Below are 20,329 nucleotides of genomic sequence, written 5' to 3'. Positions count from 1 at the left end.
GCAGTTTGCTCCGGGACGGCCCGGGAATTGTCAGCCGGCGGCCGGAGCGCGTTTTTCCCGGTACATGGCGGCGTCGGCCGCCCGTACGAGGTCGTCGATGTCCTGGCCCGGGGCATGCAAGGCCACGCCGATGGACACAGACAGCCCGGGCAGTCCGCGCTCGGCGGCCACCTCGGCCACGCAGTCCCGGATGCGTTCGGCCATGACGGCGGCTTCGTCGGCGCCGGCGTCGGGCATGACCACCACGAATTCGTCGCCGCCAAGCCGGGCCAGCAGGTCATAGACCCGCACCCGGGCGGCCATGGCCCGGGCCACGTCGCCAAGGACCAGATCGCCGGCCTCGTGGCCGAAGGTGTCGTTGACGGCCTTGAACCGGTCGAGGTCGCAAAAAAGCAGGGCCACCGGTGCTTCCCGGCGTGCGGACAGGCTTAACAGCGCCGGTCCGTGGCGGCGCAGGAAGGCCCGGTTGGGGATGCCGGTCAGTTCGTCGGACTCGCGCTGCCGGGCCAATTCCTCATGGATCTTGACGTGGAGCAGATCGCCGGCCAAAACCTCGCAGAAATGCTCCAGAAAATCCGTCCCTTTGGACGGCGTGTAGCGCGAGGGATCGACGTCGGCCATGGCCAGGACGCCGATGCGGCGCTTGGGCTGATACTTGTCGGCCAAGGGCGCGATAAAGCACGAACCGTCCCGGAGTTTGGGCTGATCGGCCAGAATGGCCGGATCGAAAAAGAAATCCGGCCGGGGCAGGGCGGCCAGAGGGCCGACGTAGACCCGGCGGGGATCGGTTCCCCGGGGCAGGGCGTTTACGGCCGCGCCCAGGGCCTTGGCCGTCGGGCAGGGGAATCCCGGAGGCACGTAGGCGGCGAATTGTTCCCGGGAAAGCAGGCAGGTCAGGGCCGCGACCCCCATGGTACGGGACAATTCCGCCAGCATGTCGGGCAGATCGGCCATGCGTCGCAGCCGTCGCGACAGGAGCATGGCCGAGCGGAAAGTGGCGAAGGCCTGGTCGTTGGCCCGAAAGATTTCCTGCATCCGCACGACCCGGGCGCCCAGTCGGCGGACCTGGCCGCGCAGTTCTCCGATCTCGGCGGTCTGGTTCTCCCGGCAAGCGGCGGCCTCGGCCAGGGTCTCGATGAGACGGCGAAATTCGTCGCGACGGCCTTCGGGAAGGAAACGCTCCAGTTCCAGGGCCTTGGCGGCGATGGCGTTATCGTCGATGGGGGTGCTCATGGGTGTGTTGGGGCCGGCCGGCCGGGCCATGCTGCCTGACTTTGCTGGTAGCACCTTCAAGCCGGGGCAACAAGTCGGCCGCGTCCGTCGCGGCAATTTGTCCGAAACGCCAAAGTCCGTCATGGAGCCGGTATGAACATCGTGTTGCAAAACCTCACCCGCTTTGGCGATTTGCTCCAATCCCAGCCGGCCGTCAGCGAACTGGCCGCTGGGGGGGACCGTGTTTCTTTGGCCTGTCTGGAAAATTTTGCCGGCGCGGCCGGGTTGCTGGCTGACGTATCGGAAGTTTTTCCCCTGCCCGGGGCGAAATTTCTCGCCAGCCTCGATGTCGATTGGAAGCTGGCCCTGGCGACGGTGGCCGACTTCGCGGATACGGTGGCGACCCGGGCCCGGCCGGACTGCGTGGTCAACCTGACGGCGGCCCTGCCGGCCAGGCTTATGGCCCGGAGACTGTGCGGCGAGGCCGTGCGCGGCTTTACCCTGGACCCTTTCGGCTATCGCCACGAATCCAACCTGTGGGCCTCGTTTCTGGAGGCGTCATCGACCCGGCGCGAGCTGTGTCCTTTTAATATCGTGGACGTTTTCCGCAAGGCCGCGGGCGTGGGCCAGGGGCCGGGACGTTTTGCCCTGCGCCGGCCTGAGGCGGCGGCGGCCGAGGAAGCGGCAGCGCTTTTCGCCGGGGCCGGGCCTTGTGACGACTTGTTGGTCGTGGGGTTCCAGCTCGGGGCCAGCGCGGCGGCCCGGCAGTGGCCGGTGGAGCGTTTTGCCCGGCTGGCGGCACGGCTCCACGAAAAGCGCGGCATTTTGGCCGTGCTCGTGGGCGCAGCCTCGGAAAAACCCCTGGCGGTCTGTTTTCGCGAGATATTCGATGGCCCCTGCCTGGACTTGTCCGGAGCCACCTCGCTGCCGACGCTGGCAGCTGTGGTGGCCCGGCTGGGGCTCTTGGTCACCAACGACACCGGCACGCTCCATCTGGCCGCCGGCCTGGGGGTGCCGAGCGTGGCCCTGTTTTTGGCCACTGCCCAACCCTTCGACACCGGCCCTTATCTGGAGGGCTGTCTGTGTCTGGAGCCGGACATGCCGTGCCATCCCTGCTCGTTTCGGGAGGCTTGTTCCCGCAGTCACGCCTGTCTGGACGCCATCGATCCCGAAGCCGTGGCCGAAGCCGTCCTCGCCTGGATCCGGGACGGGCGTTTTCCGGCCGGAGCCTATTCCGGAGCCCGGGCCTGGCTGTCCGCGCGGGACGCCGAAGGGTTCATGGACCTCGTTTCGCTCTCCGGCCACGAAACCACTCCCCGGGCCGTGTGGCTGCGTTGTCAGCGTCATGTTCTTCGTCAATTCCTTGACGATGTTCCCCATGTCCCGCCGGCCAGGCCGCTGCCGCCGCTGCCCGAGGTCGAGCGCCAGGAATTGTCGCGGCTGTTGTCGCAATCCGTCGATCTGCTGCGCCTCGTCGAGGGCCAAGCCGGGCTGGCCATGCGCAATCCGGCCATGAAGAAGCGCTTTCTTGCCAGCTACAACCGCTTGGCCGCCCTGTGGTCGGCCTCGCCTTATCTGGCGACCCTGGCCCAACTGTGGCAACGCCAAGCCCAGGAGGAAGTCGTGGACATCGACGGGCTTGTGGCGCGCATTCGCCGCTACGGCGCCTGCGCGGCGGCTTTTGCGGCCATCCTTCAGGGCTGACTCCTTTTGGCACGGTTGTTGTAAGAAATGGGGCGGGAAGGAAATCCTTACCCTTCGACAACAACTCCAGAGGGAGGCGCGACATGATCAGTGTGGATGGCCGGTCAACCGGCATGGAGATCAAGCAGTTTCACAATCTTGAGGAAATCCTTCTGCGCATCATGGAGACCAACGAGCTTGAAGGCCGGGTCGTCACGGATGTGTTCGTCAACAATGAAAGTTTTTCCGAGATCTACCCGCACCAGGCCGAGGACATCGAGATCGACGAGATCGAATCCGTCGAAGTCCGCAGCATGCCCGTGGCCGACATGGCCCTGGAAATCACCCGGGAGATGAGCAAAGTCGTCCAGCTCATGGACCACGGCGCGCGCCGGGTGGCCGAGCTGTTCCGTCAGGCCGACGACGCCGAAGCCCTGGAAGTCTACCAGGACCTCATGGACGTCACCCGCGACTTCCTCAACATGATCGGCGTGCTGCGCGGCGAGGCCCTGAGAACGGCCGATCCTGCCTTCAACGCCGTCGCCGACGAGGTGTCCAACCTGTTTTCCGAAATGCTCGAAGTGCTGGAAAACGAAGACTGGATTTTGCTTGCCGATCTGCTGGAATACGAATTCATTCCGGCCATGGCCCGGTTCAAGGGCGTCATCGGCGAACTGCTGACCGGTTTCGAGCGCACCGTGAAGGAATAACGCCATGTCCGACAAGCTTGAATTCCTTGAAGCGGCCCTGGCCACCGGTGAACGCGAACTGCACCATCTTCTGGCCGGCGAAATTGAAGAAGCCGAACTTTTGGCCAAGGATCGCGGCCGCCTGCTGGAGATGGCCTGGCGCTGCGCCGATCCGGAGAGCATTGGCCTGCTTCGGGACAAGCTGCTGAAGCTTCGCAACCTGCAAGGCCAGCTCACCGTGGAAGCCCGTCGCCTCCACGCCGAACTTCAAACCGATCTGCAGAGGGCCAAGCAGGAGAACCAGCGGCTTTCGGGCTACCGCACCACCGTGCGGCCCAATCCCGCCGTGCGACGCTATCTGGACAAAGCCGGCTGAGGCATCCCTCTGGCATCATGAGCCGGGTCGTCGCGGCCCGGCTTTTTTTTGCGCAAATGGATTTGGCCCGGCGGCCATGAGCCTTCCAACAGGTTGCCAAGGAAGAGGACGGCGGGGCGAGGAGCCGAGCAAGGGCCGGCCTTGCCCGACCGGAGCGGCGGAAAAACGGTCTCGTTCTTCCTGCCCCTCGGCAAAGCGCCGGGGGCGTCGATAAGGACTCCCCGTAGGCCACTCAGCGACCCTGCGGTCATGCGAGGCATGACGTCGTTGACATCAGACCAGCCCAGAAAACCGTACGCCACCCGGCGATCCTGCGGGCAGCCGAAACCGCCAGGGACAGCGTCGAACCAGATGGGCCCATCCCGAGTCCCGTGCTGTTCCCTGACCGCCGCCTCGGGCTGCGGGGCTTCCCAACGACGCCAGAAAAAAACCTGGCTCTCCGAGAGTTACGACTGCCGGCGAGGCGCGTCGAACAGACGCCTCAAGGGCGCGTCGCCGGATTCATGGACCGCCGCTGCGACGACGCACTTTGCCGCCAAAGGTTTGACGAACGCGCGAGGTGGCGCTTTTTTTCTTTGAAATAATTAAATAAATTTCTTGGCAGGCTCTTTGCTAAGAAAAAGCCGGAACAGACAGGAAGGCGGCCGCGAAATGCCCGCCGCAACGTGACGACAAGGAGGACGGCATGCTTTCCCTCTTCACCGGCTCAGACAAGAAAATCCGCGAACGCCACGAAGAACTCAAGAAGGGCGCGCGGCTCAAAAACGCCAAGGAACTCTTTTTCAGCGGCAAGTTTCCGGTGGTCACCACCCCCGGGCTCGAAGGCCGCAAGATCCGGCGGGTCCTTGGCCTGGTCAGCGGCCGGGGCTTCGACTCCGAGTGCGCCTTCTATGGCCTGACGGCCAGCGCCCTGGACATCGGGGCCGACGCCATCATCGGCTATCAGGAAAACGTGGCCTTCCATCCTGACGGCTCACGCTATTTTTCCTGCTACGGCACGGCCGTGATTCTCGAAAAGCTGCCCGCGGCCAAGACCGAGGCCAAACCCCAAACCGTCAAGTCGTTCATGCACTGAAACCCGGCGGGTCGCCGGGCCGCAAGGAGCCAAACATGAACCGTGCCATCGCCACCCTGCTCGCGGCTTTTGCCGCGCTGGCCCCGCCTGCCCTGGCCGCAGCCCAGGAGTATACCCAGGGGACGAGCTACGTCGAACCCCGGGGCGGCGTCTACGCAACCACCAACCCCAACGTCAACGTGGTCGGCACCTACGGCGGCGCGGCCGGCCATTACGTCGCCGACGGCGTGGCCATTGAGGCCGAGGGCCTGGGCTACGCCGTGGATCAGACTACCAAGACGCCGACGCCGCTCGGCATGGCCTCCAGACAGGAAACCACCAACGCCGCCGGCGTCGCGGCCATGGCCCGTTGGAACTTCGTGCGCACGCCCAAGGGGACGCTTTTCGTCGGCGCGGGCGGCGGCGGCGTTTTCTCCGACAAGGAGCTGCCCTACAACGGGTCCAAGCAGGCCGGAACCGGCCAGGCCGACCTCGGCGCGTCCGTGGCCCTGGGCAAGAACGTCAGCCTCAAGGCTGCCGGACGTTACCAGCATCTGGGCGCGTTTTCCGATAACGGCGTCAACAGCGTCGGCGGCAACATCGGCCTCAAGATCAGCTTTTAGGCCAATCCTCTTTGTCGCCTGGAGCAGAGGAAGGCTTGCCGGGGCGCGGACCGCACCCCGTGTCGATGCCTCAGCCCCGGATGCCGAGCCTGGGGAAGACGAAGCGGACCACCACGAACCAGCCGACGAGCACGGCGCAAAAGATCAGGATATCGTTCATGGCCCGTAGATAACACAGGCCACGCGGCGGCGGAAGGGCCGCCGCGCCGTTTTGGCCTCCCCACGTTTCTTGCATGATCGTGCCTGATCTGCTAACGGTTTGGGATAACGAGCAAACAGTGGCCGATGCGGCCTAAATCCCAACACCTTTCCCAGCGTAGGACCCAAGCGGAGCCGCCGTGGAATTTGAGCAGCACCTGGCAGCCATCGTGAACACCATGAGCGAGGGGTTGCTCCTGGTTGGGGCCGACGGCGGCATCGTCATGATCAACGAAGCCCTGTCCCGGATGACCGGCTATGCCCGGGACGAGCTCCTGGGCCATGCCTGCAGCGTGCTCGACTGCGACGGCTGCCAGCGCGAGCGCGGCCAGGGCGGCGCGGCTTGGTGCCGCCTTTTTGCCGAAAAGACCACCCGGGCCAAACATTGCACCATCCGTCGCAAGGACGGCTCGTATCTGCCGGTGCTCAAAAACCAGACGCTGCTGCGCGATGCTGCGGGCAAACCGCTTTTTGCCGTGGAGACTCTCACCGACCTTTCCGAGGTCGTGGGCCTGGACCGCAAGGTGGAAGAACTCACCCGCCTGCTTTCGGCCGAGGAGGGCTTTCACGGCCTGATCGGCGAATCCGAGGCCATGCGCCGGGTCTTTGATCTTCTGGAGCGGGCCGCCGGCAGCGACGCGCCGGTGCTCATCACCGGCGAATCCGGCACCGGCAAGGAATTGGCCGCCCGGGCCATCCACGAGATCGGCCGGCGTCGACGGGGGCCTTTTGTGCCGTTTAGCTGTGCCGCCCTGACCGAATCGCTCCTGGAAAGCGAACTCTTCGGCCATGCCAAGGGCGCTTTCACCGGCGCGACGCGCCACCGTCAGGGTCGGTTCGAGGCCGCCGACGGCGGCGACATTTTTCTGGACGAAATCGGCGACGCCCCGGCGTCGATACAGGTCAAGCTGTTGCGCGTGCTCGAATCCAAGACCTTCGAGCGGGTGGGCGAGAGCCGGCCGGTGCGGGCCGACGTGCGCGTCATCTCGGCCACCAACCGCGATCTGGCCCGGCTCGTGGCCGAGGGGCGCTTTCGGGAGGACCTGTTCTTCCGGGTCAATGTCATCCCCATCACCTTGCCGCCCCTGCGCGACCGGTTGGACGATCTGGCCCCCCTGGCCGAACACTTCCTGTGCCGTCTGGCCCATCAGGCCGGCCGGCCGGTTCCCTCCATCGCTCCCGAAGCCATGCGCCTGCTGGCTGCCCATCCCTGGCCGGGCAATGTGCGCGAACTCAAAAGCGCCCTGGAATACGCCTTTGTCGTCACCGACGCCGGGCCGGTGGAGCCAAGGCATCTGCCGCCGGCGCTTATCGCAGCGGCCGCTCCTGACGCCCTGCGCGAGGTCTGTCGGGCGGCGGCGCCCGTCGAGGCCGGCCGCGACGAGCTGGTGGACGCCCTGCGCCGGGCCGGCGGCAACCGTTCCGAGGCCGCGCGCCTGCTTGGCGTCAGCCGGGGCACCATCCTCAACCGCATGCGCCGCTACGGTGTGGATTCCAAACATGTCCTGGATTATTAAACGGCTGGCTCTTGGCGGGGCGGCCATATTGGCCTTTCTCATATTCTTGCCGGTCTTGTCCGACGCTGCCCCGGTGCTGCCTGTCGTGGTCAAGGCCCGGCTGCCCCATGATCCGAGCGCCTTCACCCAGGGCCTTCTCTACAGCGACGGCGTGTTTTACGAGAGCACCGGACTCTACGGCCGTTCCAGCCTGCGCCGGGTCGATCCGGCCACGGGACAGGTCCTTGCCCGGCGCGAACTGCCTCGCGAGCTTTTCGGCGAGGGCCTGGCCCTGAGCGGCGGTTCCCTGTACCAACTCACCTGGCGGGAAGGGCGGGTGCTTCTGGCCGACCCCTCCGATCTCTCGTCCCGGGGCGAGCTGGCCCTGCCCACCGAAGGCTGGGGCGCGTGCGGCCTGGATGGCCGGCTCGTGGTCAGCGACGGCTCGGACCAGCTGTTTTTTTACGATCCCAAGACCATGGCCGCCCTGGGATCGGTCGCCGTCACCGACGATGGCCGGCCCGTTTCCCGGCTCAATGAACTGGAAACCGTGGCCGGCCGCATTTGGGCCAACGTCTGGGGCGACACCCGTATCGCCGTCATCGACCCGGCCACGGGACAGGTCGCGGCCTGGGTGGATTGTTCGGGATTGCGTCCTGGGACGGTGGCCGTGGATTTCGAGAACGTGCTTAATGGCATCGCCCACGATCCGGCCACGGGCCGGGTCTGGGTCACGGGCAAGCGTTGGCCCGAAATAAATGAAATCGCCGTGCCGGGACTGCCCACGGGCGGGTCTCCCCTGTCGGGGCTTGGCGGCGGAGCAAAACCATGACCATGGCTGAAAAGGCGTATGCCAAGGCAGGCAGGATGAAGCAGAAGTGCAGGATGTGCCGGTACTGGAAGGGGCCGATTCCCCCCGAACACCGCTATTGTCCGCCCGAGGAGATGCAGGGCGGGGAGTGGGGCTATTGCAAGCGCCATGCGCCGTCGCCGGCCACCGTGCCGGTGGAGCAGGCCCGGGGCAAGAGCTATGTGGCCATGTGGCCGGAAACCCAGGCCGAGGATCTGTGCGGGGACTTTTTGCTTATTCCCCTGCACAAGGAATAGGGTGCAATCCGTCCGGGCGGGGTCTGGCGTTGCATTGGCGAAAAGCGCCTGCGGCGTCGCGCCGGCTCAGGCCCCGGCAGGTTTTCCCACTGGAAGTGCTTGTCGGGTTACTGTGAGGCGTTTTGGTCCGGGGCCCGACGGGCGAGGAGCCACAGCCCGAAAACGATGACCGGAAGGCTGAGAAGCTGCCCCATGGTCAGCCAGCCAAAGGCCAGGTAGCCGAGTTGGGGATCGGGCAGGCGCACCAACTCCACGGCGAAGCGGAACAGGCCGTAGCAGACGCAAAACACGCCGCTGACCGCGCCGGATTGGCGCTTTTTGCTGGAATAGAGCCAGACGATGAGAAACAGCGCCGCGCCTTCGAGCAGCGCTTCGTAGAGCTGGGAGGGATGGCGCGGCACGCCGCCGGCCCGAGGATCGGGGAACACCACGCCCCAGGGCAGGTCAGTGGCTTTGCCCCACAGCTCGCCGTTGATGAAGTTGCCGATACGGCCGGCAAAAAGTCCGAACGGAGCCAAGGGAGCGGTAAAGTCGGCCACGCCCCAGAAGCCCTTGCCGGTTTTTCGTCCAAAAAACCACACCACCGCCAGCACGCCGAGAAAGCCGCCGTGAAAGGACATCCCCCCTTGCCAGACCTGGACCAGGCTCAGGGGATTGGCCAGAAAGGCCGGCAGATCGTAAAACAGCATGTAGCCCAGCCGGCCGCCGACGACCACGCCAAGGACCATGTAGGTGACGAGATCGTCGACCTGCAGCGGCGTCCAGCCCGAACCCGGGCGCGAGGCCCGATAGCGCCCGAGCAGCCAGGCCGCGGCGAAGCCGATCAAGTACATGAGGCCGTACCAGCGGATGGACAAGGGGCCGAGGCTGACGGCCACGGGATCGAACTGGGGATGCACGAACATGGGGATGGCTCCGGTTATGCGAGTCGCCGGCCGGGCTTGGGGCTGGCGCGGAGAGGATGTTAGGCTGTTTCAGGGGCGCGATGTTGACGCTTACGGCGTCAAGCGGCGTGGACGTGGCTTTCGGGCGGCAATCTCGCTCAAGGGGCCGCCGGGGGAGACAAAACGGCCGTCTTTAGCGCCCGGCTCCCATTTCCAACAGCAGGGCCTTGGCTTTTTCGTAGCCCGGATTAAGTTCCAAGGCTTTTTTCAGATAATCGACGGCCGGGTCTTTCTTGCCGTAGCGGCGGTAGACGGTGGCGATGTTGTAGCACACGGCCTCGCCGTTTTTCCACAGTTCCGGATTGAGCGACAAGGCCCGGTCCAGGAACTGGTAGGCTTCAATGTACTGGCGGCCCTCGGTGTAGGCCATGGAGATGTTGTAATAAAGCCCAGGATCATCAGGGGAAATCTTGAGGGCCTTGCGGTATTCCGTGATGGCTTCCTGCCACTTGCCCTGGCGGCGCAGCATCAGCCCTAGTCGGTTGAAGGTCTCGATGTCCGAGCGGTCGAGCATGTTCTTGCGGGTATTGAGCGATTGTCGCAGGTACTGCTCGGACAGTTCGGGAGCGGACTCCATGCAACGGGCGGCGATGGACTGGGTGACCCGGCTGACGGCGTCCAGGGCTTCCTTGGTGGCGATGCGCACGGCCATGTCGAATGCCGCCTTGGCTTTTTCAGGTTCCCCGAGCTTGACGTAGCCCGCGCCGATGTCGACCTTGCGTTCGACGTTAAGCGGCGAGAGCTTGTCCAGACGTTCCAGGAACTTGAGTTCCTCGGTGGTATTGCCTTGCTCGTGGTGGAGTTCGGCGATTTTTTTGAGGGGATCAAGAAACAGGCGCGCACCTTTTTCGGCCTGGGTGTAGGCCCGAAGGGCCTCGTCCTTTTTGCCCAGCGCCCGCAACGCGTCGCCCATGAGGAGCAGGCCCGAAGGGCTGTTGGCCTTGGCTTCAAGCACCTGCTTGGCGATCTTGGCCGCTTCCAGGGCGTCGCCCATTTCCAGGCATTGCCGGCCCTGGTCCATGAGTTCGCCGATCTGTCCCCGGGGCTTGACCGTGAAAGCGATCTTTTCAATGAGCGTATCGGCCGAAATGGGCTTGGTGATGATGTTGTCCGCGCCGAGTTCGTGGAGCAGGACGAGCTTGTCGCGCTCGACCTCGGTGGTCAGCACCACGACATAGAGGTCGCTGGAAAAATCGTTTTTCAGGTAGCGGATGACGTCGGACGTGTTGCGGCCGTTTAATTCGCGTTCGATGAAGACGACGATTTTGTGGTTTTTGGCACGCAGTTGCTTGATGTGCTTGGGGATTTGTTCGGTGACGGCAATGTTGTGGACGCACTCGTCCTTGATGGTGAGATGGCGAAGCAGGGTGCTGCGCAGATTCTTGTTGAAGACGGCATCGGTGCTGACGACGAGAAACACGCCGTTTTGCAGGGCGATAAATTCTCGTACGTCATCGTCATACTGCTTGTTTTTCATGCATTGCTCATAAAAAAGTGGACGCGTTGCGCCACAAAAAAGGAAGGCTGGATCAGGCTCTGTGCCCGTCTTTTTCGCCCCCACCCGGCGTGAGAAGGGCTTCGAAAGCGGTCTGGGCTTCGGACGCCATGGAAAAACTGTGTTCCGCCCCCGGAAAATCTGAATTTCTAACCGCCTCGGCGTAGCCCGTCAACGCCGTCACGGCCTGTTTGCCCAATTCGCCGAATTGCTTGACGAAACGCGGGCGCATCCGGTCGTAGAGTCCCAACACGTCGTGGAAGACCAGCACTTGGCCGTCGCAGTCCGGCCCAGCGCCGATGCCAATGGTGGGGATGGGCACTGTCCGGGTCACGGCGGCGGCCACGGGCGCGGGGATGCACTCCAGCACCACGGCGAAACACCCGGCCTCGGCCAGGGCCGCCGCGTCGGCGACCAACTCCGCAGCGGCCTCGGCCGTCTTGGACTGGACCTTGAATCCGCCAAGGGCCGCCACATGCTGTGGGGTCAGGCCCACATGCCCAAGCACCGGAATGCCGGCGGCGACCATGGCCCGCACCTGGGGCACGATGGCGCGTCCACCCTCGACCTTGACCGCGCCGGCCCGGCCTTCCTTGAGAAAGCGCCCGGCATTGGTCACGGCCATCTCCACAGACGCTTGGTACGACATAAAGGGCATATCCGCCACCACCAGGGCGGTCCCGGCCCCTCGGGCCACGGCCCGGACATGGTGGAGCATCTCCTCCATGGTGACCGAGAGTGTGTCGTCGTGGCCAAGGACCACCATGGCTAGGGAATCGCCCACGAGAATCACGTCCACTCCGGCCGCTTCGGCCAGCCGGGCCGAAGTGAAATCATAGGCGGCCAGCATGACGATTTTGCGAACGCCCTTGGCGGCGGCGACATCGGGGGCGGTGGTGCGCGGCATGGCAAAACTCCTTGGTTCTTGCGCCCGGACCCGGATTGGCCTATGTGCCTCGGCCATGCGCGACTGCATCACCGAGCGCCGGGTTAGGCGCATTGAGGAAGTCCTGTCCAGACGTCAGACCGATCTGACCCTGGTCATCAACAACATTCACGATCCCCACAACGTGTCGGCGATCCTTCGAAGCTGCGACGCGTTCGGCATCCACCGGGTGCATCTGCTCTACACCGACACGGCCTTTCCGGCCTTGGGCAAGAAGTCCTCGGGTTCGGCCAAAAAATGGGTGGAGACCGTGCGCCACAAGGACGCCGCTTCCTTGGCCGCGGCGCTCAAGGGCCAAGGCTTTCGGCTTGTGGCCACGAGCTTCACCGAAACGGCCGTGCCCTTGCAGAAGTGGGATCTCACCACGAAAACGGCCATTATTCTGGGCAACGAGCACAGCGGGGTGGACGAGGATCTGGCCCCCCACGTGGACGGAGCGCTCTATATCCCCATGATGGGCATGGTGCAAAGCCTAAACGTGTCCGTGGCCGCGGCCGTCATCCTTTATGAGGGCTTCCGCCAGCTCGAAGCCGCCGGCCGCTACGGCGCGCCCTGCATCGAAGCCGAGGAAATGGCCCGCCTGGTCAAGCTGTGGTGCAGCAAATAACCTGACGTCGCCGGCATCACCTGAGTCGGCCGGGCCGCCGGTATCCGCCATTGGTCCGGTCGGCCGTCATGGTCTTTCCGACGTTGTTCGAGGCGGACTGTCCGGCCTTTTTACTCCGCCGAAAGCTTGGCGCGCATGGCGGCCAGCACCGTGTCCAGGTTCCGGGCCAGGGCGTCCAGGGCCCGGGCGGCCCAGGGCTGGTCGTCGGCCCGGGCCGCCCGTTCCAGGTCGTGGCTGGCGTCGCGCAGGGCCGGGGCGCACATGGTGGCCGCCGCACCCTTGAGCGAATGGGCCAGGAAGGCCAGATGGGGCAAGTCTTTTTCGTCCAGGGCGTTTTGCATGGCGGCCAGATTGCCGGGTTGTTCGGCCACGAAGGCCCCGAAAAGCTTCATGAGAAAACCGGTGTTGCCTCGGGCTTTGGCGAGAAGCTCGGTCCAGTCGAGGATCTGGCCGGCCGGTTCGGCCGAGGCGTCCTGGGGCTGTTCGGATGCGGGCGCGCCCCCGGTGACCCGGCCAAGGGCCGCTTCCAGGTCGGCGGGGCTGACGGGCTTGCTCAGGTATTCGTTCATGCCGGCTCGCAGAAACGTCTCCCGGTCGCCCTTGAGGGCATGGGCGGTCAGAGCCACGATGGGGATGGCCGGATCGAAGTCGCCGCTTGCATCGCTCCTGATGGCCCGGGTGGCCTCGATGCCGTCCATCTCGGGCATCTGGATGTCCATGAGCACGGCGTCGAAGCGTTTCTTGCGCAGCGCCTCCAACGCCCGCCGGCCGGTGTGGGCCACCACCACCTCATGGCCGTCCATTTCCAGCAGTTCCTGCACGTAAATCTGATTGATGGGATTGTCCTCGGCCAAAAGGACGGTCAGCGGCCGGGCCTTGGCCGGCGCGGCCGGTTCCCGGGCCGGGCGCAGGGATTCCAGGCTGACGGGCAGGCTGAAATCGGCCTCGATGGTGAAAACGCTCCCTTTGCCTTCCTCGCTGGCGACGTTGTAGGAACCCTGCATCATTTCCACGAGCTGGCGCACAATGGCCAGCCCCAGCCCCGCCCCCTGGTAGCGGCGGGCGGGCGACACGTCGGCCTGGGTGAAGCTGTCGAAAATCGCCTTGATCTTGTCCCCGGGGATGCCGATGCCGGTGTCGCGCACCTCGAAGCGCAGCCGGGTCTGATCGTTGGCCTGGCCGCCCCCGATGCGGGCCACGGCCAGGACCACGCTGCCGGCGTCGGTGAATTTGACCGCGTTGCCAACGAGGTTGATGAGCACCTGGCGCAGCCGGCTGGGGTCGCCAACCAGGGTCTGGGGCACGGCCCCGATGCAGCGGTAGGTCAGCGACAAGCCCTTCTTGGCGGCCAGGGGGCGAAAGACGCTGATGACCTCTTCCACGGTCTCGCGCAGGGAAAAAGGCGTGCGGGCCAGTTCGAAGGCCCCGGTCTCAATGCGGGCATAGTCCACGATGTCGTTGAGGACGGTTAAAAGCGACTGGGCCGAATGGCGGGCCATCTCCAGATATTCCCGCTGCTTGGGCGAGAGTTCCGTGGCCATGGCCAGCTCGGTCATGCCCAGGATGCCGATCATGGGCGTACGAATCTCGTGGGTGATGTTGGCCAGGAAATGGCTCTTGGCCCGCTCTCCGGCCTTGGCTGCCTCGCGGGCTTCCTCCAGCTTGGTCTTGGCGGCGCGAAGGGGCGTGAGGTCGCGCAGCAACACCCGGCGCAGGGAATGGCCGTGGCCGGGCAGGGGTTCCCAGCGCACCAGGGCCGGCCGGCCGGTGGCGGGCAGGCAGATTTCCCGGGCTGCCGAGTCATTGAGGGCCAGGCCCAGGGGGAGGCCGGTGAGCTGGGGGGCCGGCAGACCGTAAAAACACGAGGCCAGGGCCGTGGCGTGCAAAATGATGCCGTCGCGGTCCACCAGCAGCAAGGCGTCGCCGGTGAGGGTTTCCAGGGCGTCGGTTTCGCGGATAAGGCTTTCGAGCATGACGACGGTCACCCCTTGATGCAGGCCAGGGGACGAAGCCTGGCGGTTATGACGGCAAGGCCCAGGGCCTGGGCGGCGGCGGCCGCCGAGTCTATATCCTTGTAGGCTCCCGGAGCCTCCTCGCCAACCCCTCGCAGGCTCTTGGCCCGAAGGGCCACGCCAATGTGGTCAAGCTCGGCCAGCACCTCCCGGGACGGGAAGCTTTTGGCGGCCTGTTTGCGCCCCATGGCCCGGCCGGCTCCGTGACAGGCCGAGGCGAAGGACAACGCCGCCGCCTCGGTTCCCCCGGCCAGCACGTAGGAGGCCGTGCCCATGCTGCCGCCGATGATGACCGGCTGGCCGACGTCGCGGCAGAAATCGGGCAAGTCGGGATGGCCCGTACCGTAGGCCCGGGTCGCGCCCTTGCGGTGGACGTACAGCGTGCGGGGCCGGCCGCCTGCGCCGTGGCGCTCGGCCTTGCAGGTGTTGTGGGAGACGTCGAATAGAAGCGGCAGCCGACAGCCGGGAAACAGTCCTGCAAAAACCTCGCGTACGAGGTGGGTGATGACCTGCCGGCCGGCCAGGGCGCAGTTGACGGCGGCGCGCATGGCCCCGAGATAGGCTTGGCCCTCGGCCGAGGCCACCGGGGCGCAGGCCAGGTCCGGGTCGGGCAGGACGATGTCGTGGCCGGGCGCGGCCCGGCGCATGGCGGCCATGTGGTCGGTCGCCACCTGATGCCCCAGGCCCCGGGAACCGCAGTGGATCGAGACCACAACCTGGCCCGGGCGCAGGCCATAGGCGTCGGCCGAGGCCCGGTCGAGAATGTCTTCCACCCACTGCACTTCAAGATAATGGTTGCCCGAGCCCAGGCTGCCGAGCTCGTCGCGTTGGCGTTCCTTGGCCGTGGCCGAAACTTGCCCCGGGTCGGCCCCGGCCATGGTCCCGCCTTCCTCACAGTGGGCCAAGTCGGCCGCCTCGCCGTAGCCCTGGCCAACGGCCCAGGCCGCGCCGTGGCGCAGCATCCGGTCCATGTCCTTGTCGGAAAGACGCAGCGCGCCGCCTTGGCCCACGCCGCAGGGCACCCGGGCGAAAAGCGCGTCGGCGATCCGGTCGCGCGCCGGGGCGATGTCCTCCACCGAGAGATCGGTCAGCAGGGTGCGCACCCCGCAGGCGATGTCGAAGCCCACACCGCCGGCGGAGATCACGCCGCCGGCCTCGGGATCGAAGGCGGCCACGCAGCCGATGGGAAAACCGAAGCCGGGATGGGCGTCGGGCAGGGCGACCACCGGTCCGACCACGCCGGGCAGGCTGGCGACATTGGCGAGCTGTCTGAGGACATCGGCCTCCAGGGCCTTGGCCGCCGCCTTGTCGCCGTAAAAAACGGCCGGGACCCGCATGGTTCCGGTTTGGGGGAGTTCCCAGGTGAAGGCGTCTTTGGGGATCAGGCGTGCCATGAAATCGTCCTTGGCCGGGCCGGTGTCGGCGCGACGGCCGCAAGTAACCGAGTGTAGGACATGGGCACGGGTTTTTGTCAAGGCGTGTTGGAAGCGGGCAGGGTCCGGGCGGACGGCTTGCCAGGGGGGCGTTGTGGTTCAGGCGAATAAAAAGCGCCACTTCCGACGGGAAGCGGCGCTTTTGCCTGCAATTGCGGCGGTTAGATGCTGTAGAGCTTTTCGCCGGGGATGATGGTGATGTTGTTTTTCTGCAAAAGCTCAATGGCCTGGTCGGTGCGATCGAAACGGAAGATGATGACCGCCGAACGCTCGCACTGGTGCACGAAGGCGTACATGTATTCCACGTTGACCCCGCCCGAGCACAAAAGGCTCAGGATGGCGTGCAGGCCGCCGGGCTTGTCCGAAACCTCCACGGCCACCACGGCGTTTCTGCCCACGGTGAAGCCGTTTTCCTTGAGCGCGACCTTGGCTTTCTCGTGGTCGCTGACGATGAGGCGCAGGATGCCGAAGTCCGAGGTGTCGGCCAGGGACAGGGCGCGGATGCTGATGCCGGCCTCGGCCAGGACCCGGGTCACTTCTTCCAGGCGGCCGGCCCGGTTCTCCAGGAAAATGGAAATCTGTTCGGCTTTCATGGCGATGGTTCCCTCCGGATGACGGGCCTTTGCCCTTATTCGTGTCGTGTCCTCGACGGGCGGTCAATCCTACAGGCGGCAAGGTCGCCCTGGCGGCGTAGCGTGTCCTGCCGCCCGAATGTCGCCGGTCGCTACTTGCCCTCGTTTCGCAGGTCGAGGATGCGCTTGGCCTTGCCTTCGGAGCGCTGGATGCCCCGCGGCTCGACCAGCTTGACCTGGGTGGTCACACCCAGGAATTCCTTGATGTTCTTCTGGATCTTGTTTTCCAGGCGCTGCAGGCCCTTGATCTCGTCGGAGAAGATTTTCTCGTCGACCTCGACCTGTACGGAGAGCGTATCAAGATTGCCCTCACGGCGCACCACGAGCTGGTAGTGCGGGGTGAGACCCTCGGTTTCGAGCAGGATGCTCTCGATCTGGGAGGGGAACACGTTGACCCCGCGAATGATGAGCATGTCGTCGCTGCGGCCCTGGACGCGCTGCATTCGGGCAAAAGTGCGGCCGCACTTGCAGGGGGTCTTGACCAGCCGGGTGATGTCGCGGGTGCGGTAGCGGATGAGCGGCTGGGCTTCCTTGGTCAGCGTGGTGATGACCAGTTCGCCGGCCTCGCCCGGGCCCACCGGCTCCTTGGTCACGGGGTCGATGACCTCGCACAGGAAATGGTCTTCCTGGAGGTGGGCCCCGTTTTGGGCCTCGATGCACTCGATGCCCACGCCCGGCCCCATGATCTCGGACAGACCGTAGATGTCGATGGCCTTGATGCCCATTTTCTGTTCGATGTCACGGCGCATCTCGTCGGTCCAGGGCTCGGCTCCGAACACGCCCACGCGCAGGGGCAGCTCCTTGAAATCGATGCCGGATTCCAGAGCTGCTTCGTAGAGCACCAAGCTGTAGGAGGGCGTGCAGCAAAGGACCGTGGCCCCGAAGTCGCGCAGCAGCATGACCTGACGGCGGGTGCTGCCGCCGGACATGGGGATGGTGGTGGCGCCCAGGCGTTCGGCGCCGTAGTGGGCGCCGAGTCCGCCGGTGAAAAGACCATAGCCGTAGGCCACGTGGATGATGTCGCGGCGCGAGGCCCCGGCGGCCATGAACGAACGGGCCATCATGGTGGCCCAGTTGTTCACGTCGCGCTGGGTGTAGCCGACGACGGTGGCCCGGCCGGTGGTGCCCGAGGAGGCGTGGATACGCACCACGTTGTCCTTGGGCACCGCAAAAAGCCCGAAGGGATAGTGGTTGCGCATGTCCTGCTTTTCGGTAAACGGCAGGTAGCGCAGGTCGGCCAGGCTTTTCACGTCGCCCGGCTTGATGCCCGCCTCGTCAAAGGCCCGGCGGTAGAAGGCCACGTTGGCGTAGACCCGCTCGCACAGGCTTTGCAACCGTTTGAGTTGCAAGGCTTCGAGTTCCTCGCGGGGCAGGGTTTCGGTATCCATGTCAAAAATCATGGGCGTCCTCCAAATGGCGTCGTCAGCGCATCCAAAAGGGATTCCTGCCGAAAGCGGCAGGCCGCGTCAAGAGAGGGCCGGGAAAAAGCCGGACGCTCCATTTGCGGGCCGGCGGCAAATCGCATAAGGAGTAGGGGTTGCCCGCCACGGCGGGCTTCAGTCATTTTTCTGGAGAACCAATGTCCGTCAAATCCGCTGATGCCAACATCGCTCCCGCCGCCAAGGCCGCCCAGGTCGCTGCCTGGCTCTACGAAAAGAAAGCCAAAGAAATACAGGCGGTAGACGTTACAGGCCTGAGCCCCATCTGCGAGGCCATGGTCATGGCCTCGGCCGGCAGCGCCCGGCAGGCCCAGGCCCTGGCCGACCATGTCCTGGCCCGCTGCGGCGAGTTCGGCTATTCCTACCTCGGCCAGGAAGGCTACCGCCTCGGCCAGTGGGTGCTGCTCGACCTCAACGACGTCCTGGTCAACATCTTCATGGGCGACCAGCGTTCCTTCTACAATCTCGAAGGCCTGTGGTCCGAGGGCAAGCCCATTGCCCTGCGTCTGGCCCCGGCGGCCAAGGCCGCGGCCCCCGGCACAGCCGACGCCGCCGATACCGCCGATGACGAAGACGACGATCCCGAGAGCGACGCATGAAGCCTACGCCCACCCTGCTCTTGATCCTCGACGGCTGGGGCATTGCCCCGGCCGGTCCCGGCAATGCCGTGACCGAGGCCGGCACGCCCGCCCTGGATCGCCTCTTGGTCGACAATCCGTCCACGACCCTGGCCTGTTCCGGCCGGGCCGTGGGCTTGCCGTCCGGGTTCATGGGCAACTCCGAGGTCGGCCACATGAACATCGGGGCCGGGCGGGTGGTTTATCAGGACATGACCCGCATCGACATGGCCGTGGAAGACGGGTCGCTCGCCGCCAATCCGGTCCTGGCCGAACTGGCCCGGGCCTCGATTGCCGGCGGCGGGCGCGTCCACCTCATGGGGCTTATCTCCGACGGCGGGGTGCACAGCCACATCAGCCACGCCAAGGCCCTGGCCGCCGCCTTCGCGGCCCTGGGGCAGCGCGACATTTTTTTTCACGCCCTGCTCGACGGCCGCGACACGCCCCCCGAAAGCGGGGCCGGCTACGTGGCCGACTTGCAGGCCTGCCTGGACAGCCTGGGGGCCGGACGCATCGCCTCGCTCATCGGCCGTTTCTACGCCATGGACCGCGACAACCGTTGGGAACGGGTGGCGCAAGCCTACGCCGCCCTGACCGAGGGGATAGGCGAGCCGTTTACCGACCCGGTCGCGGCGGTCAAGGCCGCCTACGCCGCCGGGGAGACCGACGAATTCATCAAGCCGCGCGTCCTGGCCGGAGGCGAGGGGGTCATCCGCGACGGCGATGCCGTGTTTTTCTTCAATTTCCGGGCTGACCGGGCGCGCGAAATCACCAAGGCCCTGGCCTTTGCCGATTTCGACGCCTTCCCCCGGTGCCGGGTGCCCGCGCTGTCGGGCTACGCCACCATGACCGAGTACGACGGCTCGTTCGGCCTGCCGGCGGCCTTTGCGCCGGTGGCCGTCACCGACGTCCTGGGCGAGGTCTATTCCCGGGCCGGGCTGACCCAGCTGCGGCTGGCCGAAACGGAGAAATACGCCCACGTCACCTATTTCTTCAACTGCGGCCGCGAGGAGCCTTTCCCCGGCGAGGAGCGCCTGCTCGTGCCTTCGCCCCGGGACGTGGCCACCTACGACCTCAAGCCCGAGATGAGCGCCGCCGCCGTCACCGACGCCTTTTTGGCCTCCATGGACAAGGGCCACAGCCTGTCCGTGGTCAACCTTGCCAACTGCGACATGGTGGGGCACACCGGCATCCTGGAAGCGGCCAAGGCGGCCGTGCGCACGGTGGACGCCTGCGTGGCCCGCATCATCGCGGCGACCACGGCCGCCGGCTGGCGGGTGCTCGTCACCGCCGACCACGGCAACGCCGAGGAAATGATCGCGCCCACAGGCGGCCCCATGACCGCCCACACGCTGAATCCCGTGCGGCTCATTCTGGTTGATCCGGCGTGCAAGGGCGTGACGCTCTCGCCGGGCAAGCTCGGCGACATCGCGCCGACCATTTTGCATCTGGCTGGACTGCCCGTGCCCGAGGCCATGACCGGACAATGTCTGATCGCCGGGGAGGGCGCATGAGCAGCGAATCGCGCAAACCGCTGACCCCGGCCAAGCCTGTCGGTGTGGAGCTGGTGTTTCTCTATCCCTGCCCGTTTTGCCGGCGCGAGGTGCCGGTGGTGGCTCCGGTCAAGCCGGCCATGATCGCCTGCGACGCCTGCCGGGGCCGGTTTCCCATCGTGCCCGTGGACGAGCGTTCGGTGCGCTACGTCAAGATCGCCATGGCCGGCGGCAAGGCGGCCATCGACCCGGATTTCATCTGACGCCAAGCGC

Annotated in this window: 21 protein-coding genes; 12 read left to right on the top strand and 9 right to left on the bottom strand. The window is 65.6% G+C overall.

Annotation, left to right across the window (positions count from 1 at the left end):
• Positions 1–30: 30 nt before the first annotated feature.
• The gene (locus DMR_RS12235) at positions 31–1,233 is read right to left on the bottom strand and encodes a GGDEF domain-containing protein (protein WP_043601717.1); all 1,203 of its coding nucleotides are present in this window, start codon (positions 1,231–1,233) and stop codon (positions 31–33) included.
• A gap of 132 nt (positions 1,234–1,365) precedes the next feature.
• Here DMR_RS12235 and DMR_RS12230 point away from each other — a divergent pair, with 132 nt between their 5' ends.
• The 5 genes from DMR_RS12230 (at position 1,366) to DMR_RS12210 (ending at position 5,637) form a co-directional block, all read left to right on the top strand.
• Entirely contained in the window at positions 1,366–2,916 is a 1,551-nt protein-coding gene (locus DMR_RS12230; protein ID WP_015861229.1) for a glycosyltransferase family 9 protein, read from the top strand.
• Positions 2,917–2,999: 83 nt separating this feature from the next.
• A complete protein-coding gene (locus DMR_RS12225) occupies positions 3,000–3,605 on the top strand; it encodes a hypothetical protein (protein WP_015861228.1) in 606 nt (201 codons plus the stop codon).
• A gap of 4 nt (positions 3,606–3,609) precedes the next feature.
• Positions 3,610–3,960, top strand: a complete 351-nt coding sequence (locus DMR_RS12220) for a hypothetical protein (RefSeq protein ID WP_015861227.1) — start codon at positions 3,610–3,612, stop codon at positions 3,958–3,960.
• A 685-nt stretch (positions 3,961–4,645) separates the two neighbouring features.
• On the top strand, positions 4,646–5,035 hold the full coding sequence (locus DMR_RS12215; protein WP_015861226.1) for a hypothetical protein: 390 nt from the start codon (positions 4,646–4,648) through the stop codon (positions 5,033–5,035).
• A gap of 35 nt (positions 5,036–5,070) precedes the next feature.
• Positions 5,071–5,637: an outer membrane beta-barrel protein gene (locus DMR_RS12210; RefSeq protein ID WP_015861225.1), complete on the top strand. Its 567-nt coding sequence runs from the start codon at positions 5,071–5,073 to the stop codon at positions 5,635–5,637.
• Positions 5,638–5,707: 70 nt separating this feature from the next.
• On the opposite strand, the gene DMR_RS24910 is transcribed toward DMR_RS12210, so the two are convergent.
• Complete coding sequence (locus tag DMR_RS24910; RefSeq protein WP_015861224.1) at positions 5,708–5,872, bottom strand: hypothetical protein; 165 nt, start codon at positions 5,870–5,872, stop codon at positions 5,708–5,710.
• A gap of 103 nt (positions 5,873–5,975) precedes the next feature.
• Here DMR_RS24910 and DMR_RS12205 point away from each other — a divergent pair, with 103 nt between their 5' ends.
• From DMR_RS12205 to DMR_RS12195, 3 genes are read left to right on the top strand one after another with little or no spacing between them, the layout of a single operon-like run.
• On the top strand, positions 5,976–7,352 hold the full coding sequence (locus tag DMR_RS12205) for a sigma-54 interaction domain-containing protein (protein WP_015861223.1): 1,377 nt from the start codon (positions 5,976–5,978) through the stop codon (positions 7,350–7,352).
• Positions 7,336–8,163, top strand: a complete 828-nt coding sequence (locus DMR_RS12200) for a glutaminyl-peptide cyclotransferase (protein ID WP_015861222.1) — start codon at positions 7,336–7,338, stop codon at positions 8,161–8,163. Before DMR_RS12205 ends, DMR_RS12200 begins: the two co-directional genes overlap by 17 nt.
• Entirely contained in the window at positions 8,160–8,438 is a 279-nt protein-coding gene (locus DMR_RS12195) for a hypothetical protein (protein ID WP_015861221.1), read from the top strand. Before DMR_RS12200 ends, DMR_RS12195 begins: the two co-directional genes overlap by 4 nt.
• Before the next feature lie 107 nt (positions 8,439–8,545).
• Here the strand turns inward: DMR_RS12195 and lgt are convergent, their stop codons facing one another.
• From lgt to panB, 3 genes are all read right to left on the bottom strand, one after another.
• Positions 8,546–9,343, bottom strand: coding sequence for a prolipoprotein diacylglyceryl transferase (lgt, locus tag DMR_RS12190; protein ID WP_015861220.1), 798 nt, complete (start codon positions 9,341–9,343; stop codon positions 8,546–8,548).
• 172 nt (positions 9,344–9,515) lie between these two features.
• Complete coding sequence (locus DMR_RS12185) at positions 9,516–10,859, bottom strand: response regulator (protein WP_043600614.1); 1,344 nt, start codon at positions 10,857–10,859, stop codon at positions 9,516–9,518.
• A 52-nt stretch (positions 10,860–10,911) separates the two neighbouring features.
• A complete protein-coding gene (gene panB, locus DMR_RS12180; protein ID WP_015861218.1) occupies positions 10,912–11,784 on the bottom strand; it encodes a 3-methyl-2-oxobutanoate hydroxymethyltransferase in 873 nt (290 codons plus the stop codon).
• A gap of 55 nt (positions 11,785–11,839) precedes the next feature.
• Between panB and DMR_RS12175 the strand changes: the two genes are divergently transcribed.
• Positions 11,840–12,430 (top strand): TrmH family RNA methyltransferase, encoded by a 591-nt coding sequence (locus tag DMR_RS12175; RefSeq protein ID WP_015861217.1) that lies wholly within the window; start codon positions 11,840–11,842, stop codon positions 12,428–12,430.
• A gap of 110 nt (positions 12,431–12,540) precedes the next feature.
• Here the strand turns inward: DMR_RS12175 and DMR_RS12170 are convergent, their stop codons facing one another.
• The 4 genes from DMR_RS12170 to DMR_RS12155 all read right to left on the bottom strand — a co-directional run bounded on the left by DMR_RS12170 (position 12,541) and on the right by DMR_RS12155 (position 17,907).
• The gene (locus DMR_RS12170) at positions 12,541–14,403 is read right to left on the bottom strand and encodes a response regulator (protein ID WP_043600613.1); all 1,863 of its coding nucleotides are present in this window, start codon (positions 14,401–14,403) and stop codon (positions 12,541–12,543) included.
• Between the two features lie 8 nt (positions 14,404–14,411).
• On the bottom strand, positions 14,412–15,836 hold the full coding sequence (locus DMR_RS12165; protein WP_015861215.1) for an RtcB family protein: 1,425 nt from the start codon (positions 15,834–15,836) through the stop codon (positions 14,412–14,414).
• Positions 15,837–16,036: 200 nt separating this feature from the next.
• Positions 16,037–16,468, bottom strand: a complete 432-nt coding sequence (locus DMR_RS12160) for an ACT domain-containing protein (protein WP_015861214.1) — start codon at positions 16,466–16,468, stop codon at positions 16,037–16,039.
• A gap of 131 nt (positions 16,469–16,599) precedes the next feature.
• Positions 16,600–17,907: a phenylacetate--CoA ligase family protein gene (locus tag DMR_RS12155; protein WP_015861213.1), complete on the bottom strand. Its 1,308-nt coding sequence runs from the start codon at positions 17,905–17,907 to the stop codon at positions 16,600–16,602.
• A 179-nt stretch (positions 17,908–18,086) separates the two neighbouring features.
• On the opposite strand from DMR_RS12155, the gene rsfS reads away from it, so the two are divergent.
• From rsfS to DMR_RS12140, 3 genes are read left to right on the top strand one after another with little or no spacing between them, the layout of a single operon-like run.
• Positions 18,087–18,545, top strand: coding sequence for a ribosome silencing factor (rsfS, locus tag DMR_RS12150; RefSeq protein WP_015861212.1), 459 nt, complete (start codon positions 18,087–18,089; stop codon positions 18,543–18,545).
• Positions 18,542–20,077, top strand: coding sequence for a 2,3-bisphosphoglycerate-independent phosphoglycerate mutase (gene gpmI, locus DMR_RS12145; RefSeq protein ID WP_015861211.1), 1,536 nt, complete (start codon positions 18,542–18,544; stop codon positions 20,075–20,077). The genes rsfS and gpmI overlap by 4 nt, the downstream gene beginning before the upstream one ends.
• On the top strand, positions 20,074–20,319 hold the full coding sequence (locus DMR_RS12140; protein WP_006919501.1) for a hypothetical protein: 246 nt from the start codon (positions 20,074–20,076) through the stop codon (positions 20,317–20,319). Before gpmI ends, DMR_RS12140 begins: the two co-directional genes overlap by 4 nt.
• Positions 20,320–20,329 lie beyond the last annotated feature (10 nt).

Origin of the sequence: Solidesulfovibrio magneticus RS-1, from assembly GCF_000010665.1 — a bacterium.
Classification (GTDB): domain Bacteria; phylum Desulfobacterota; class Desulfovibrionia; order Desulfovibrionales; family Desulfovibrionaceae; genus Solidesulfovibrio; species Solidesulfovibrio magneticus.
This window is presented reverse-complemented; position numbering and strand designations above follow the sequence as displayed.

Bases quoted from the DNA above. Each gene is read 5' to 3' on its own strand.
- DMR_RS12235 (WP_043601717.1), bottom strand. From the start codon at position 1,233: ATGAGCACCCCCATCGACGATAACGCCATCGCCGCCAAGGCCCTGGAA.
- gpmI (WP_015861211.1), top strand. From the start codon at position 18,542: ATGAAGCCTACGCCCACCCTGCTCTTGATCCTCGACGGCTGGGGCATT.
- DMR_RS12195 (WP_015861221.1), top strand. From the start codon at position 8,160: ATGACCATGGCTGAAAAGGCGTATGCCAAGGCAGGCAGGATGAAGCAG.
- DMR_RS12225 (WP_015861228.1), top strand. From the start codon at position 3,000: ATGATCAGTGTGGATGGCCGGTCAACCGGCATGGAGATCAAGCAGTTT.
- panB (WP_015861218.1), bottom strand. From the start codon at position 11,784: ATGCCGCGCACCACCGCCCCCGATGTCGCCGCCGCCAAGGGCGTTCGC.
- DMR_RS12155 (WP_015861213.1), bottom strand. From the start codon at position 17,907: ATGATTTTTGACATGGATACCGAAACCCTGCCCCGCGAGGAACTCGAA.
- DMR_RS12220 (WP_015861227.1), top strand. From the start codon at position 3,610: ATGTCCGACAAGCTTGAATTCCTTGAAGCGGCCCTGGCCACCGGTGAA.
- DMR_RS12230 (WP_015861229.1), top strand. From the start codon at position 1,366: ATGAACATCGTGTTGCAAAACCTCACCCGCTTTGGCGATTTGCTCCAA.
- DMR_RS12210 (WP_015861225.1), top strand. From the start codon at position 5,071: ATGAACCGTGCCATCGCCACCCTGCTCGCGGCTTTTGCCGCGCTGGCC.
- DMR_RS12185 (WP_043600614.1), bottom strand. From the start codon at position 10,859: ATGAAAAACAAGCAGTATGACGATGACGTACGAGAATTTATCGCCCTG.
- rsfS (WP_015861212.1), top strand. From the start codon at position 18,087: ATGTCCGTCAAATCCGCTGATGCCAACATCGCTCCCGCCGCCAAGGCC.
- lgt (WP_015861220.1), bottom strand. From the start codon at position 9,343: ATGTTCGTGCATCCCCAGTTCGATCCCGTGGCCGTCAGCCTCGGCCCC.
- DMR_RS12160 (WP_015861214.1), bottom strand. From the start codon at position 16,468: ATGAAAGCCGAACAGATTTCCATTTTCCTGGAGAACCGGGCCGGCCGC.
- DMR_RS12170 (WP_043600613.1), bottom strand. From the start codon at position 14,403: ATGCTCGAAAGCCTTATCCGCGAAACCGACGCCCTGGAAACCCTCACC.
- DMR_RS12200 (WP_015861222.1), top strand. From the start codon at position 7,336: ATGTCCTGGATTATTAAACGGCTGGCTCTTGGCGGGGCGGCCATATTG.
- DMR_RS12140 (WP_006919501.1), top strand. From the start codon at position 20,074: ATGAGCAGCGAATCGCGCAAACCGCTGACCCCGGCCAAGCCTGTCGGT.
- DMR_RS12165 (WP_015861215.1), bottom strand. From the start codon at position 15,836: ATGGCACGCCTGATCCCCAAAGACGCCTTCACCTGGGAACTCCCCCAA.
- DMR_RS24910 (WP_015861224.1), bottom strand. From the start codon at position 5,872: ATGCAAGAAACGTGGGGAGGCCAAAACGGCGCGGCGGCCCTTCCGCCG.
- DMR_RS12175 (WP_015861217.1), top strand. From the start codon at position 11,840: ATGCGCGACTGCATCACCGAGCGCCGGGTTAGGCGCATTGAGGAAGTC.
- DMR_RS12215 (WP_015861226.1), top strand. From the start codon at position 4,646: ATGCTTTCCCTCTTCACCGGCTCAGACAAGAAAATCCGCGAACGCCAC.